The following is a 14859-nucleotide window of genomic DNA, read 5'->3' on the forward strand; positions in this document are numbered from 1 at the left end:
ATGAGAAAAAAAATATTCCTGAATCATCCGGTTTTTTCAATAGTAATCTCTATTGTGATTTTTATAATCGGTGGTATAGGTCTGGTCTTACTGCCTGTGGACCAGTATCCTCAGATTGTACCGCCGGTGGTGAAAATCAGTGCATCTTATCCGGGAGCGGATGCCCAGACTGTTACTCAAGCGGTGGCAACTCCAATTGAGCAAGAACTGAATGGCACTCCCGGGATGATTTATATGTCTTCGTCAAGCTCAAATTCGGGTGGTTTTACCGCACGTGTCACTTTCGATATAGACACCGACCCCGAACTTGCAGCAGTTGACATTCAGAATCGCGTCAAGATGGCTGAATCGAGGCTGCCTGCAGAAGTGGTGCAAAACGGCATATCGGTTTCTAAGGAAACAGCCAGCCGGTTGATGACCATTACAGTACAGTCAAACGACCCGAAATTTGATGAAGTATATCTGAGTAACTACACAACCTTGAATGTAGTCGACCCGATACGCCGTATTCCTGGCGTAGGCAGTGTGAGCAATGTGGGCAGCCGTTATTATGCCATGCAGATTTGGGTTGCTCCTGACAAACTCGCAGATCTCGGGTTGACGGTGCAGGATATACAAAATGCACTAAAAGACCAGAATCGCGAGTCGGCAGCAGGTGCACTCGGACAGGCACCTGCAAAAGATGTAGATGTCACTATGCCAATCATTGCCCGTGGGCGTCTATCGTCGGTGTCAGAGTTTGAGGACATTGTGTTGCGTGCCCGGCGCGACGGTTCATTGATTCGTTTGAAAGATGTTGCCCGTGTTTCGCTTGAGGCATCAAGTTATTCAACCGAAAGTGGCATTAACGGAGGAAATGCGGCCGTGCTCAATATCAATATGCTGCCCGGTGCCAATGCCATGGATGTGGCAAAGGCTGTGAAAAAAGAGATGGAAAACATAGCAAAGAACTTCCCTGAAGGGATAAGTTATGATATACCATTTGACATGACCACATATATATCGGAATCAATACATCATGTCTATCGAACATTTTTCGAGGCCTTGTTGCTGGTGATTCTGGTTGTGTATCTCTCTCTTCAAAACTGGCGAAGCACGCTTATCCCTGTCATTGCAGTCCCTATCTCCTTGGTAGGCACTTTCGGAGTCATGATGATGTTTGGCTTTTCGCTGAACATGCTTACGCTTTTAGGGCTTATACTTGCTATCGGTATCGTGGTTGACGATGCAATTGTGGTGGTGGAGAATGTGGATCGCATTATGAACACCGAGCATCTCTCTCCATTTGAGGCTACGGCAAAAGCGATGTCAAACCTTAGTGGCGCACTTATAGCCATGTCGCTCGTACTCTGCGCTGTCTTTATCCCGGTTAGTTTCTTGCCGGGAATAACCGGGCAACTTTATCGTCAGTTTACCATAACCATAGCGGTGTCTGTTATTATCTCCACGATTGTGGCATTGACGCTCTCACCCGTAATGTGTGCAAAACTGCTGAAGCCTGCCTCACAAAATAAGAAAGTACGGATATTTCGTCTGGTTAACATTTGGTTGAACAGAGGGAATCGCAAGTATGGGCGGATTGTCTACAAGGCTCTCAATCATCCCAAGCGGATGTACACCTCTTTCGGTCTTGCTTTGATATTTATATATCTCATGAACTCCATGATGCCACAAAGTTTCATGTCGCAGGAAGACCAAGGATATTTCACTGTTGAACTGGAGCTGCCCGAGGGCTCGACAATCGAAAGGAGCAGAGAAGTCACGGAACGTGCCATGGATTTTCTTCTCAAAGACCCGGATGTGGAGTATGTCTTGAATGTCACAGGCTCCTCACCCAGAGTGGGCACCAACCCAGCGCATTCACAGCTGACCGTTATATTAAAGCCATGGGAAGAGCGCAAAACCGAAGACATTAATGAAATCCGCGCCCGCATTCAAGATGAATTGTCGACATATCCCGAGAGCCGTGCGTATGTATTTACCCCGGCGATTATCCCCGGACTTGGTAGCTCTGGCGGCTTTGAGATGGTGCTCGAAGCACGAGGCGATGCTACATATTCCAACTTGCAAAATGCTGTGGATACACTCAAGCATTATGCTGCGCAGAGTGCGGCTATCTCAGGGATATCCTCGTCAATGCAGGCAGATATTCCAAAACTGTATTTCAATGTTGACCGTGACCGTGCCAAAATGCAGGGCATACCTGTCAGCGACATATTTTCGACAATGAAAGCCTTTACAGGTTCTATATATGTCAATGATTTTAATATGTTCAACCGCATATATCGTGTGTATATACAGGCCGATGCGCAATATAGGTCACGCCGTGAGAACTTCAATCTGTTTTTCGTAAGAGGAGCAGACAATGTAATGGTGCCGATTTCATCCTTAGGCACTTCTCACTATACCATGGGTCCCGGTACAGTTGGCCGCTTTAATATGTTTAATTCGGCTACCATATCCGGGGAAGCCGCCAATGGCTACAGCACCGGAGAGGCGATGGATGCGCTTGAAGAGATAGTCCGCAAAAAGTTGCCTGAGAACATAGGGGTGGAATGGAGTGGATTGTCATATCAACAAAAGCACGAAAGTGGGAACACCGGCATGGTTCTTGGGCTTGCATTGGTATTCGTGTTCCTGTTTCTGGCTGCGCAATACGAAAGCTGGAGTGTGCCGCTTGCCGTGATTCTGTCACTCCCTATAGCTGGTGTCGGAGCATATTTCGGAATTTGGATATGCGGACTTGAAAATAACATCTATTTCCAAATCGGACTTGTGATGCTTATCGGACTTGTAGCGAAAAATGCAATTCTGATAGTGGAGTTTGCAAAAGAAGAAGTCGATAAAGGAGCTGATGCTGTCCATGCTGCAATAAAGGCTGCGCATTTGCGCTTCCGCCCAATTGTCATGACATCTCTTGCCTTTGTGCTCGGCCTTTTGCCGCTTCTGTTTGCATCCGGACCAGGTTCTGCAGCTCGACGCGATATAGGCACCGGAGTATTCTTTGGAATGCTCGTAGCCATTACCGTGGGCATTGTCTTTGTGCCGTTTTTCTTCGTGGCGATAAACAAACTGACAAAGCATCGTTCACATAAATCTGAAAAAATGCGAGAACCATGAAAACAAAAACATTTGCGATAATAATAGTCCTGAGTCTGACTTCATGCTACAGTGTGAAAAGTCTCCGTAAGCCAAATTTAGACATGCCCGAAACGTATATTCCTGCAATGGAAACGGATTCTGCATGTGTGGCCGACATAGACTGGTGGAAATTTTATACGGACTCCACTCTATGTTCGCTTATAAAGAGCGCATTGGAGAATAACCGCGATTTGCTCAATGCAGCGGCAAAGGTCGAGGAAGTCCGCAATATGTATGGCATACATAGACTTAATTATTTGCCGGAAGTCAGTGGTGTAGTGGGCGCGAGCCATGAAACGAACCGTTACAACGGAATTGCCACAACCAAAGATCCGGAGTATGATCTTAAAATGACTGTTGGCTGGGAAGTGAATCTATTTGGAGCCATGTCGTGGGCCCAGAAAAGCAGTCTGGCTCGGTATGAAGCCACTATGGACGATTATCATGCGATGAGGATGACACTTGTAGCTGAAACCGCAAGCGCATATTTTCGCCTGATGGCTCTTAAAAACGAACTTTCAATAGTCAGGCAGACTCTTGAAACCCGTGAAGAATCGCTGAATCAAGCTCGAATCAGATTTGAGGGCGGTCTTACTTCCGAAACCGTGTACCAGCAGGCAAAAGTGGAATACGCCTCAACCGCTGCCCTTGTTCCTAATCTTGAAAAGCAAGTGAAGGTGGCCAATAATGCCATCACCTTACTGATTGGTGAATTCCCGAATGATTCAATATGCCCAAACCAACCCACATGGTCTGACCACATTCAAGAGAATGTACCAGTGGGCATATCCTCCACACTGTTGGAGAGAAGGCCTGACATATCTGCGGCGGAACATCGGCTCGCCGCTGCAATGGCTGATGTTGGTTTGTCGTATGCCAATCAATTTCCAAACATCCGCCTGTCTTTCACCCCGGGATGGGAAAATGAGAGCCTGTCTCATTTTTTCTCCTCCCCATTCACGTATGTTGCGGGAAACATTGCCGGGACGATATTTGATTTCGGTCGTAAAAAACGGAAATACAAAGCGTCAATAGCTGTGTATGAGCAAGCAAGGAATGATTATGAGAAGGCTGTCATCAACGCTTTCACAGAGGTGAACACTGCGATAGAGACACTTCGTAAAGTAAAGGAAAGCAGACAGTTGAAGGCTGAGTTGTGTGAGGCGAGCATGAAGTATGTGAACTTGGCACAATTGCAATACAGAGCCGGTTCTCTCAACTATATCGACGTGCTTGATGCTCAAAGAAGGTATTTTGATGCACAAATTGCAGTAAGCAATGCTTTGAGGGATGAATATCTTGCACTTGCAAATCTTTACAAAGTGCTCGGAGGAGGTTGGAGCATGAGTTCAGAAAATAATAATGGAAACGAAAATATGAAGAAGCAAACATCCGGTGACAGTGCAGTACGATAGCTGTATGTATGAAATTTATACACGATGCAACAACCAGGAAGTTGTGTGTTCTCAATTATTTATAGTGAGGGTGTGCCATGAATTTAGAAGTGGTACACCCTCTTGCAATATCACGGGTATGGACGGATAAGTCTCGGAAGGTCTCTTGGCATGCAAAACCATATAATAGGCTTACCACTGTTTCATCAATAGCTTGGAATGTCACGGGACACAAGCTGTTTGTAAAAAAATGTCATTTGGTATCAAAAAAACGCAAAAGATATTGTTAATATGGAAAAAATCAGTAGCTTTGCATTTGTAACAATATATTATGAAATCACTACATATATTAATGTTCTCAATATGCACTGTAATTGCATTTGCGGTAACAGGAACAGAAGAAACTGCCACAGGTGGAGAAGGGGTGGCTCTGTCTGCTGACTCATGCCTGTTGCAATATGAGGCAGTGTATAGTGGATGTATATCAGCCATAAGCAAAGTACGTACAATGAAGCACATTACGCCTGTGCGTGTACAGTCATGCTATGAATGGGTGATTGCTAAATTGCATACAGTTTATGTCTTGAAGAATTACAGGAATAATGTGCCGGTAAAGCCATTCAGTCTTTTTTGTACTTATAAAGAATAGTGACAGATGCAGAGGAATTACAGGTTAGGCCGCAAAAATGATTTGCACAGTATGCACCATTATTTTTGATGGCGAGACGTCGGTTGAAGAGGGATTGCAGCGTACTCATGACTGATAAAGTCTATGCTTCTCAATAAGAACAAGCAGAGAAAGTAAAATGCAAATCCATGTATGAAGATAAAGAAAAACAATGTCATTTGCAAACTAACCTGTTTATATAATTCCTGTCGGTAGGTTTCTGTTTCCATATAATTTTATTTACAAAAAAAACTGATTATGATTCTAATGTTTATATATTTGGTGGGCGCAATATCAATTTCATTTCTCTGTTCTGTCGTAGAGGCAGTGCTTTTGTCCACACCGATGTCATTCATCACCATGAAAGAGAGCGAAGGCTCTGCCAATGCCTTACAACTTAAAAAGTACAAAGCCAATATCGACCGCCCGATTGCCGCTGTGCTGTCACTTAATACTGTTGCACATACAGTAGGTGCTGCCGGTGTAGGTGCTGAGGCTGTGAAAATATTCGGAGAGGAGAGCTTCGGCATAATCTCTGCCATCCTCACATTGCTGATTTTAGTCCTTTCGGAGATAATTCCCAAGACAATCGGTGCGTCCCATTGGCGTCGTCTTGCACTGCCTGTCGCTGTTGTGATTAAGGGTATGATAATAATAACTTATCCTTTGGTATGGTTGTCAGAATATATCACGAAGGTGTTCTCATCCGGTGAATCACGGTTCTCGGTGAGTCGCGAGGAAGTGTCGGCAATGGTGAATGTCGCTTCCGAAGAAGGTGTTCTAAGGACTCAGGAAAGTAAGATAATTCAGAATGCATTCAAATTGACAGGTGTCTCTGCCGAGGATATAATGACACCTAATCTTGTCGTGGTGTCAGTACCTGACAGTATGACTGTCAAGGAATTTTTCTCCAATGTAGAGCTGACGTATTCCCGCATCCCCGTATATCATGACAATAAGGATTACATAATCGGTTATGTGTTGAAAATGACAGTACTTGAACTTCTTGCAAAGGACAGTTTCGATACTCGTATGTCGGAGATAATGCGCCCTATCCTGAGTTTCGACGAGGATAAGAAAGTTTTCGGGATATGGAAAGAAATGCTTGAAAAGAAAGAGCATATTTCTGTCATTTGTGATAAATATGGATGCTTGAGAGGTGTTGTGACCATGGAGGATGTGATAGAGACCATGCTTGGTGAGGAAATTGTTGACGAAGTGGACACCAATGTAGACTTACAGAAAGTGGCGATGGACAAGTTCAAGGCGATGAGAACAAAGAAATGATGATTAACTTGTGTTCTGATTTAACAATTATGATGCTGACAGTGTGAGCAAGAGGCTGTCCAAAAATCAGGTGACTCCAGAAGTTTTGTTTTTCACTTCTGGAATCACCTGATTTTTTTGTGTAACCTTATTTGCAAATCTTTGTCTGTGGAATAGTCCCTGTCTTACCTTGGATGCCCACACTTAGAAGCCCAAGTCTCCAGCACGGGTGTCTTGCTGCCGATTTTCGGCAGAGTACGTGACATGTTTAATTTATCCAGACAATCTCGTTGAATGTGCCGGATGTGCTTATGTCAGTCCATTTTTGGCTTTCAAATGACAGTTCGGATGTTATGTTGCCATTGTCCTGTGTTTTGAAATGTACCGTCAGTGTGCCAGGTCTGTCGTGGTTCGCTGTTGCGGACAAAGCCTTGTACGGATATTTGGCGAAAGGTTCGTTTGTGAATGTGGAGTTTCCGTCAAATGCATATAGCAGGCTCTTTTCAACTCCATCTGCTTCTTTCTTTACAATGATATAGCCAGAAATCCATGTTGGGGAGTTGGCATTGTCGGATTTTTTTTTGTAGAAGGAAAATGGGATGAGGGCCTCTGCCTCAATGTCTTCAATGACATGGAAGCCTGTACTGATGTCAAATATTACAGGAGTCCATCTTCCGTTTCCTTTGTTTGCGGAAAGGAGTATATAGCGTGAATTATTAGCTCCGGGGTACTCGCCGAAATGCTCCGCCTCCAATCCGTTGGGCAAAGGCACGTTGGGAGGTGGAGGCGTAGAACGTGCTTTGACGGTTTTCACATCATAGGATGTCTCCAAATCTGATGATATTTTGCGTAAGCGATAATTCTTTCCGTCATCACTTTGCAGTGCGGCCATATACGAAGGGGAACTGACGAGCGCGATGGCAGGCTTGTCGCAGAGTTTCTTCCATTGCAGGGTGAGCAAGTCGAAGAAGAAAGGGTACTGCTTCCCGTTTTCCTTTGCCAGCCCGCAGATGCCGAAAGCGCGATACATTCCCACTGCCGAGTGGAAATCTGGGTGAACATTGAGCGTCCAACTTCTCATTTCGGTTGCTTTGCAGTCGTTGTCCAGCCATCGTGTTATTGCATGCTCTTGTGAAGAGGCGAATCCGGAGGCATTGTTGATGCCGTACAAGTACAGCTCCCTTGGTGTCGTTCCGTCAGTAAGGTTGACAGTGCCAATCTTCATGCGTTCGCTGCCTCTCTGCAGGTGTATGTCCACCCGTGATGCAGGCTTCCTGTAAGGCATCTCTACGGTCATTCCATTTGGCGATTGTGAAATGACTTTTGCACGGAAGACTTTTATATAGCCTTCAGGAATAAGTTCCTCTCCTGTTTCCCAGAAGAAGTCAAGCGTCACCTCATCGGAGGAAAGGTATCCTTCACCTTCTAGATGTACTATGTCACCTGGTGAGAGTGTCTTCCCTTCTTCCACGACTCTTGCATCATTGACGAACAGTGTGCCGGAATCCGTTTCCTCATTGTTGCTACAGGAAGCGAACAGTCCGATGAAGGACAATAGTATGAGGACATGTTTCTTTAAAGATACGTACTTTCTCATAATCAAACAGTTTTGTATATTTGCTGCAAATTTACGAATAAATAATCAAAGTGCAAAATAAACGTGGCATAATAATTTTGCTATTCCAAATAGTTTTACTATCTTTGTGCTATAAACATCTTTGCAATGCTCAAATCAGCGGGTCGTTTTTATTATACATGAAAACGAGTTCCACCGAGCAATATTCCTCTCCTGAACAAATCAATAATAAAGCAAACAAATTCATGAATATACTTATCATTGGTGCTACTTCCGGCATAGGGTACCGACTATGGCAGCATTATGCTTCCAAAGGGCATAATGTGGCTATAACAGGACGCAGAAAGGAACTTCTTGATGAAATGGCAAAGGAATATCCCGAGCAAACCTGGTCGATGTGCTGTGATATTTCTGACATAAAGGCAACAACTGAGTTGTATAGTAGTTTGCCGAAAAAGTTCAAGAAGGTTGATATGGCAATCATATGCGCAGGTGTCGGTGAACTTAATCCGGAACTGGATGTAATGACAGAGTTGGCAACGGTAGCTGTAAATGTTGACGGCTGGACAAATACAGTGGCAACACTCTATAAGTTGTTCGAGAAACAGCAATCCGGTCATCTTGTTGTTCTGACATCTGTAGGCGGACTTCAGCCGACTCCTGTTGCCCCGTCTTACAGTGCGTCAAAGGCGTTTCAGATAAATTACATCAAATCCCTTCAGCAAAAATCCAAACACACGCCCATAGTAATCACGGAAATACGTCCCGGATTGGTGGACACAAGGATGGCTAAAGGAGAAGGACTGTTCTGGGTCATGCCATTGGATAAGGTTGTGCCTATGATAGTAAATGCCATTTCCAAGAAGAAAAAACTCCAGGTTGTAACAAACAGGTGGCGTATAATCAATTGGATTCTCTGGCATTTCATGTAAGTATCAAACGAATATTCGACAAGTAGAATTATATATTATTGTCTACCAGATATTATGGGATAATATATAACATTTGCCAACCATTAGCATATAGAATGACATCGCTACTGCCGAAGCCGTTTGGAAAAAGAATATGTAATAAAAAAAACGAATTTATGTTCTTAATAACCTACAAGACATAGAATTTCAAACAATATCGCCTACACTGTTTAAATATATAAAGAAAGGAAATGAAGAGTTTGGCTGAAAAATTGAAATTAAGTTACGGCAGTGGATATGGAAAACGTAATTTAGCCTATTACCGTAAATTCTATTTGGCTTTCCCTAATGTAGAGATTTTGCACACATGTGTGCAAAATCTGTCATGGTCTCATCTTCGCTTGCTGATACATGTGGAAAACGAAGAAGAGAGAATGTGGTATATGCGGGAAGCTACGGAAGATGTGGAGTGTACGCACTTTGGAACGTAATATCACTACTCAATACTATGGACGTAGATTAGCTTCTCAAAAAGAGAATTTATTATTACCATCTCCATCAATTGTTGATAAATATGAGCCTGAGGAATATATTAAGAATCCAATAGTCGCTGAATTTCTTGGCTTTAGACGTTATGGTGACTATGCAGAATCAGAACTGGAACAAGCATTGATTGACAATTTGCAGCAATTCATAAGTTGTATGCGGCAAAATATATGGCTTATATGCCAACTGAAGAAGAACTTCTCCGGGAAATAGAACAGCAGAAACGTTTTTTCTTGGAACAACATAGTAATAGAAGCGATTTGAACAGCTAAATTATCAATAATGGATATTGTATATATAAAAAAGGATATTGCTCATTTAAAGCAAGTGATTCCCTAAGAACTCAGACTAAAAATATTCCTGATGGATATGGAGTGTATGTTTTCCATAAAAATGAAGAAGATGGAGAAATCCTTTATATTGGGAAAGGTGGTACCATGTTGCAAAATGGAGACTGGAAAGTACAATGTTTAAGAGATAGAGTTAATAATAAACAGCGTGGTATGAGGCGGGAAGATTTTCTAAAAGGTGTAAGAACATTGTATAGATTTCGAAAGTTTGCAAATTAAGCACATGCTCAGCTACGACAGACCCTTTGTAGGGCAAATCCGCGTTTTCATCGGGGAAAAGGGGCGAAATGTCTAATATTTTTTGTGATTTCATTTTCTTTTGATACTTTTGCAATGGAAAATGAAATCAAATTGTTTTAGAATATGAAGTTGAAAAGAGTATCTGTTATCCTTGTGCTTGCCATGGCAAGCCTTGCCTCATGGGGGCAGGCGTGGGACTTGCGGCAGTGCATAGACTATGCCATGGAGCATAACATAAGCCTGCAGAAGAGCCGTATCTCCGTGAAAGAGGCGCAGACAGACCTGCTTACCGCCAAAGCGCAGATGTTTCCGAGCCTGACTTTCAACACAAACCAGAATGTTACCAACCGTCCATGGAGCGAGAATGCCATGAATGTTGTCTCTGACGGTACGGGAAACATGATGGCTAACAGTTCGCAAAGTGCCACAAACTATAACGGCAACTACGGTCTCAATGCCTCTTGGCTTGTGTGGAACGGCGGACAGAGGAAGAAAAACATCGAACAGGCGGAAATCCAGATCGAACAGGCGGAGCTGGCTACGGCAAGCAATGCCAACACCATTCAGGAACAGATAGTCCAGAACTATGTGCAGATTCTTTATGCCAAGGAGTCGGTGAAGGTCAACGAATCGACTCTTGCCGTCAGCAAGGCACAGCGTGACCGTGCTGCGGAAATGGTGAAGGTGGGGCATCTCAGCAAGACCGACCTTGCACAGTTGGAGGCGCAGGTGGCTAACGATGAGTATAATCTTGTCAACGCCCGGACACAGGTGGCGCGCTATAAGATGGCGTTGAAGCAACTCCTTGAACTTACCGGTGACGAGACTTTTGACATCGCCACCATAGAGGTCTCCGACCGGAGGGCACTCTCTGCGCTCCCTGCCGTGGAGGAGGTCTACTCCGCTGCACTTACGACGCGTCCTGAGATACGCAGCGGTCAGCTCAGCCGTGACGCCGCCGAGCTTGACATTGCCCTGGCAAAGGCAGGGCGGATGCCTAATGTGAGCCTGAACGCCGGCATAGGCACAAGCAATTACAGTGGCAGTGACAACTCTCTCACAAAGCAGTGGAAGCAGAACTGGAACAATACGGTGGGGCTCAGCGTCAGCGTGCCTATCCTCAGCAACCGCAAGAACCGCAGTGCGGTGGAGAAAGCAAAGCTGCAGCGTCAGGCATCGGACTTGGATTTGCAGGACCTGCAGAAACAGTTGTACAACGAGATTGAGGGCTATTGGCTCGATGCCGTCAATGCCCGGCAGCAGTTCCGTTCGGCATGCACCAATGAGGAGAGCATGCAGGCGAGTTTCAATCTTGTCAGTGAACAGTTCAATCTTGGTCTGAAGAACCTTGTCGAACTGATGGACGGCAAGAACAATCTGCAGGCTGCCCGTCAGAGCAAGCTGCAAAGCAAGTACACATTCATCCTCAACGAGCAGCTTTTGAAGTTCTATGCCGGAGAGAGCATCAATCTGTAAATATCAAAAACATCCATACTTATGAGCAACAAGAGAAACATCCTCATCGGAATAGCAGCCGTTCTGGCTGTCGTGGCGGCAGTCTTCTTCTTCACGAAAGGCGACAAAGCGCCAAAAGCGTCTTATGAGACCGCCACAGCGAGTCTTGCCAACATCAGCAGCAGTATCACAGCCACGGGCAGCATAGAACCGGTTACCTCGGTGGAAGTCGGCACACAGGTGTCAGGCATCGTGAGCAAGATTTTCGTGGACTACAACAGTGTTGTGGCAAAAGGTCAGGTCATTGCCGAGCTTGACAAGACAAACCTTCTGAGCGAACTCAGCACAGCGAAGAGCAACTGCGCAAGCGCACGAAGCGAAATGGGCTACCAAAAGAGCAATTATGACCGCTACAAGACTATGCACGACAAGGGACTTGTCAGTGACAATGACTTTGAAAATGCGCGCCTTGCATACATCAAAGCGAAGGAGAACTACCAAACTACCCTCAACTCTGTGGCAAAGGCAGAGACAAACCTCGGCTATGCCACCATCACTTCACCTATCGACGGTGTGGTGCTGAGCAAAGCCGTGGAGGAAGGACAGACCGTTGCTGCCAGCTTCAGCACACCGACATTGTTCACCATAGCACAAGACCTTACCGACATGCGTGTCATTGCGGACATCGATGAAGCGGACATCGGCGAGGTAAAGGAGGGACAGCGTGTCACATTCACCGTGGATGCGTTCCCTAACGACACATTCAACGGCAGTGTGACACAGGTGCGCCAAGAGGCTAAGACGGAGAGTAATGTCGTCACTTATGAGGTCGTCATCTCCGCACCTAACAACGACCTGAAATTGAAACCGGGACTGACAGCCAACGTAACCATATACACCATGGAGAAGAAGAATGTCCTCTCCGTGCCAAGCAAGGCTCTGCGCTTCACTCCTAACGAGCATCTGCTTGGGAAAGATGAGAAAATCATCGACTGTCAGGGACACGAGAAAGTATGGATGCGTGATGGCGCGGACCTTAAGGCTGTGCCTGTGAAGACAGGAACCACCAATGGTACCATGACGGAAATCCTTGGCGGACTGAAAGCCGGCACAACAGTCATCACGGACTTCAACATCGCCGGACCTGCCGGTGGCGGAGAAGCGGCACAGGACAACAGCAACCCTTTCATGCCGGGACCTCCGGGAAAGAACAAAAACAAGAAATAATCAGCACCTATGGAGAACGAGAAAAGGAAAACAGTAATAGAGCTTGACAATGTCAGGCGTGACTTCAAGGTCGGTTCGGAAACGGTGCATGCCCTGCGCGGTGTGTCGTTCAAAATCCATGAGGGTGAGTTTGTCACAATCATGGGAACCTCCGGCTCGGGAAAATCCACGCTGCTTAACCAACTGGGATGTCTCGACACTCCCACAAGCGGCGAATACTACCTTGACGGAATCTCCGTGCGCACCATGTCAAAATCCCAGCGTGCACGGCTGCGCAACAGGAAGATTGGTTTCGTGTTCCAGAACTACAACCTGCTTGCAAAGACCACTGCTGTGGAGAATGTGGAGCTTCCGCTGATGTACAACAGTGAATACAACGCGAAACAGCGCCGCGAAGCAGCCGTCAAAGCGCTGGAGGCCGTCGGGCTTGCCAACAGGCTTGACCACAAAAGCAACCAGATGTCAGGCGGCCAGATGCAGCGTGTGGCGATAGCAAGGGCCTTGGTCAACAATCCTGCCGTCATCCTTGCCGATGAAGCAACTGGCAACCTTGACACGCGCACCAGCTTTGAAGTCCTTGTGCTTTTCCAAAAACTCTATGCCGAGGGGCGCACGATAATCTTTGTCACCCATAATCCTGAGATAGCGCAGTACAGCAGCCGCAACATCGTGTTGCGTGACGGAAAGATTCGCGAGGATACAATGAACCGTAACATCCTCTCCGCAGCGGAAGCCTTGGCGCAGCTGCCACTGCCGCAGGATGACTAAAACAGAAACTCATGAACTTTACAAATCTCATAAAAGTGGCGCTCAACGCCATTGCAAACAACAAGTTCCGCTCGTTCCTCTCCATGCTCGGCATTATCATCGGGGTGGCTGCGGTCATCATCATGATGGCTATCGGACAGGGCTCGAAAGAGAGTGTGCGGGCGAACATCTCACAAATGGGCACCAACATCATCATGGTGCGCCCGGGAGCAGACATGCGTGGAGGAGTAAGGCAAGACCCGAGTGCCATGCAGACCCTGAAGGTCGAGGACTACAAGTCCATTCAGGACGAGGCGAAGTTCATCACTTATGTCAGTCCGGAGGTGTCAAGCTCAGGCCAGTGCATCTATGGCGCGAACAACACTTCCACGTCAATCTATGGCGAAAGCACCGACTATCTCAGCATCAAGCAGTGGACTGTGGAGGACGGCAGCATGTTCACTGACGAGGACATCAAGAAGAGTGCCAAGGTGTGCGTGATAGGCAAGACTGTTGTCGATGAGCTTTTCCCCAACGGGGCTGACCCGATAGGCAAGACGATACGCTTCAAGTCAATACCTTTCCGTGTCATCGGTGTGCTGAAATCAAAAGGTTACAACAGTTTCGGAATGGACCAGGACAATCTGATTATCGCCCCTTACACCACCGTCATGAAACGCATCCAGGCGCAGACATATCTCAGCAACATCAACTGCTCTGCCATTACGGAGGAGATGACCGAGGAAGCCATTGCCGAACTGACAAGCATCCTACGCGCAAACCATAAGCTGAAGGACGATGCCGATGACGATTTTACCATCCATTCGCAGCAGGAAATGATGGAGACGATGACCTCAACGATGGACACAATAACCATTATCCTTGTCGTTGCGGCGGCTTTCTCGCTCCTTGTCGCCGGCATCGGCATCATGAACATCATGCTTGTGTCCGTCACAGAGCGCACGAAAGAGATTGGACTGCGTATGTCCGTGGGCGCGAGAAGCATAGACATCAGCAACCAGTTCCTTATCGAGTCAATCATGATAAGCATCACGGGAGGCGTCCTCGGCGTCTGTGTCGGATATGTCGGGACAATGGTCTGCAGCGGGTTGTTCCACCTTCCCACCTCCATACCGATGTGGAGCATTGTCGTCAGCTTCATCGTCTGCACAATCATCGGTGTCGGTTTCGGCTATTTCCCTGCGCGGAAGGCCGCGATGATGGACCCGATAGAGGCAATAAGGTATGAATAAGGTTGTGGGTTATAGGTTATGGGTTGTAGGTCAATGACTTGGCAAGAAAGATTCCATAACTCACAACCCACAACCTGCAACCCATA

The 14859-nt window shown here is 46.2% G+C and carries 11 protein-coding genes; 10 read left to right on the top strand and 1 reads right to left on the bottom strand.

Features of this window, described 5'->3' with window-relative positions; all coding sequences use genetic code 11:
- The 3 genes from E5358_RS10720 to E5358_RS10730 all read left to right on the top strand — a co-directional run bounded on the left by E5358_RS10720 (window position 1) and on the right by E5358_RS10730 (window position 6489).
- On the top strand, window positions 1-3120 hold the full coding sequence (locus E5358_RS10720) for an efflux RND transporter permease subunit (RefSeq protein WP_135940186.1): 3120 nt from the start codon (window positions 1-3) through the stop codon (window positions 3118-3120).
- The gene (locus E5358_RS10725; protein WP_135940187.1) at window positions 3117-4556 is read left to right on the top strand and encodes an efflux transporter outer membrane subunit; all 1440 of its coding nucleotides are present in this window, start codon (window positions 3117-3119) and stop codon (window positions 4554-4556) included. Before E5358_RS10720 ends, E5358_RS10725 begins: the two co-directional genes overlap by 4 nt.
- Before the next feature lie 904 nt (window positions 4557-5460).
- Complete coding sequence (locus tag E5358_RS10730; protein WP_135940188.1) at window positions 5461-6489, top strand: CNNM domain-containing protein; 1029 nt, start codon at window positions 5461-5463, stop codon at window positions 6487-6489.
- A 247-nt stretch (window positions 6490-6736) separates the two neighbouring features.
- Here the strand turns inward: E5358_RS10730 and E5358_RS10735 are convergent, their stop codons facing one another.
- A complete protein-coding gene (locus tag E5358_RS10735; protein WP_135940189.1) occupies window positions 6737-8065 on the bottom strand; it encodes a WD40-like domain containing protein in 1329 nt (442 codons plus the stop codon).
- 224 nt (window positions 8066-8289) lie between these two features.
- Here E5358_RS10735 and E5358_RS10740 point away from each other — a divergent pair, with 224 nt between their 5' ends.
- The 7 genes from E5358_RS10740 to E5358_RS10765 all read left to right on the top strand — a co-directional run bounded on the left by E5358_RS10740 (window position 8290) and on the right by E5358_RS10765 (window position 14773).
- On the top strand, window positions 8290-8976 hold the full coding sequence (locus E5358_RS10740; protein WP_135940190.1) for an SDR family NAD(P)-dependent oxidoreductase: 687 nt from the start codon (window positions 8290-8292) through the stop codon (window positions 8974-8976).
- 230 nt (window positions 8977-9206) lie between these two features.
- Window positions 9207-9446: a DUF1016 N-terminal domain-containing protein gene (locus tag E5358_RS15375; protein WP_277821261.1), complete on the top strand. Its 240-nt coding sequence runs from the start codon at window positions 9207-9209 to the stop codon at window positions 9444-9446.
- Complete coding sequence (locus E5358_RS15380) at window positions 9436-9714, top strand: hypothetical protein (protein WP_277821262.1); 279 nt, start codon at window positions 9436-9438, stop codon at window positions 9712-9714. Before E5358_RS15375 ends, E5358_RS15380 begins: the two co-directional genes overlap by 11 nt.
- Before the next feature lie 500 nt (window positions 9715-10214).
- A complete protein-coding gene (locus E5358_RS10750; protein WP_135940191.1) occupies window positions 10215-11567 on the top strand; it encodes a TolC family protein in 1353 nt (450 codons plus the stop codon).
- Window positions 11568-11588: 21 nt separating this feature from the next.
- Window positions 11589-12773: an efflux RND transporter periplasmic adaptor subunit gene (locus E5358_RS10755; protein ID WP_135940192.1), complete on the top strand. Its 1185-nt coding sequence runs from the start codon at window positions 11589-11591 to the stop codon at window positions 12771-12773.
- Between the two features lie 9 nt (window positions 12774-12782).
- The gene (locus tag E5358_RS10760; protein ID WP_135940193.1) at window positions 12783-13541 is read left to right on the top strand and encodes an ABC transporter ATP-binding protein; all 759 of its coding nucleotides are present in this window, start codon (window positions 12783-12785) and stop codon (window positions 13539-13541) included.
- An 11-nt stretch (window positions 13542-13552) separates the two neighbouring features.
- Window positions 13553-14773 (top strand): ABC transporter permease, encoded by a 1221-nt coding sequence (locus tag E5358_RS10765; protein WP_135940194.1) that lies wholly within the window; start codon window positions 13553-13555, stop codon window positions 14771-14773.
- Window positions 14774-14859: the final 86 nt, after the last annotated feature.

This window comes from Palleniella muris (genome assembly GCF_004792655.1).
GTDB lineage: Bacteria > Bacteroidota > Bacteroidia > Bacteroidales > Bacteroidaceae > Prevotella > Prevotella muris_A.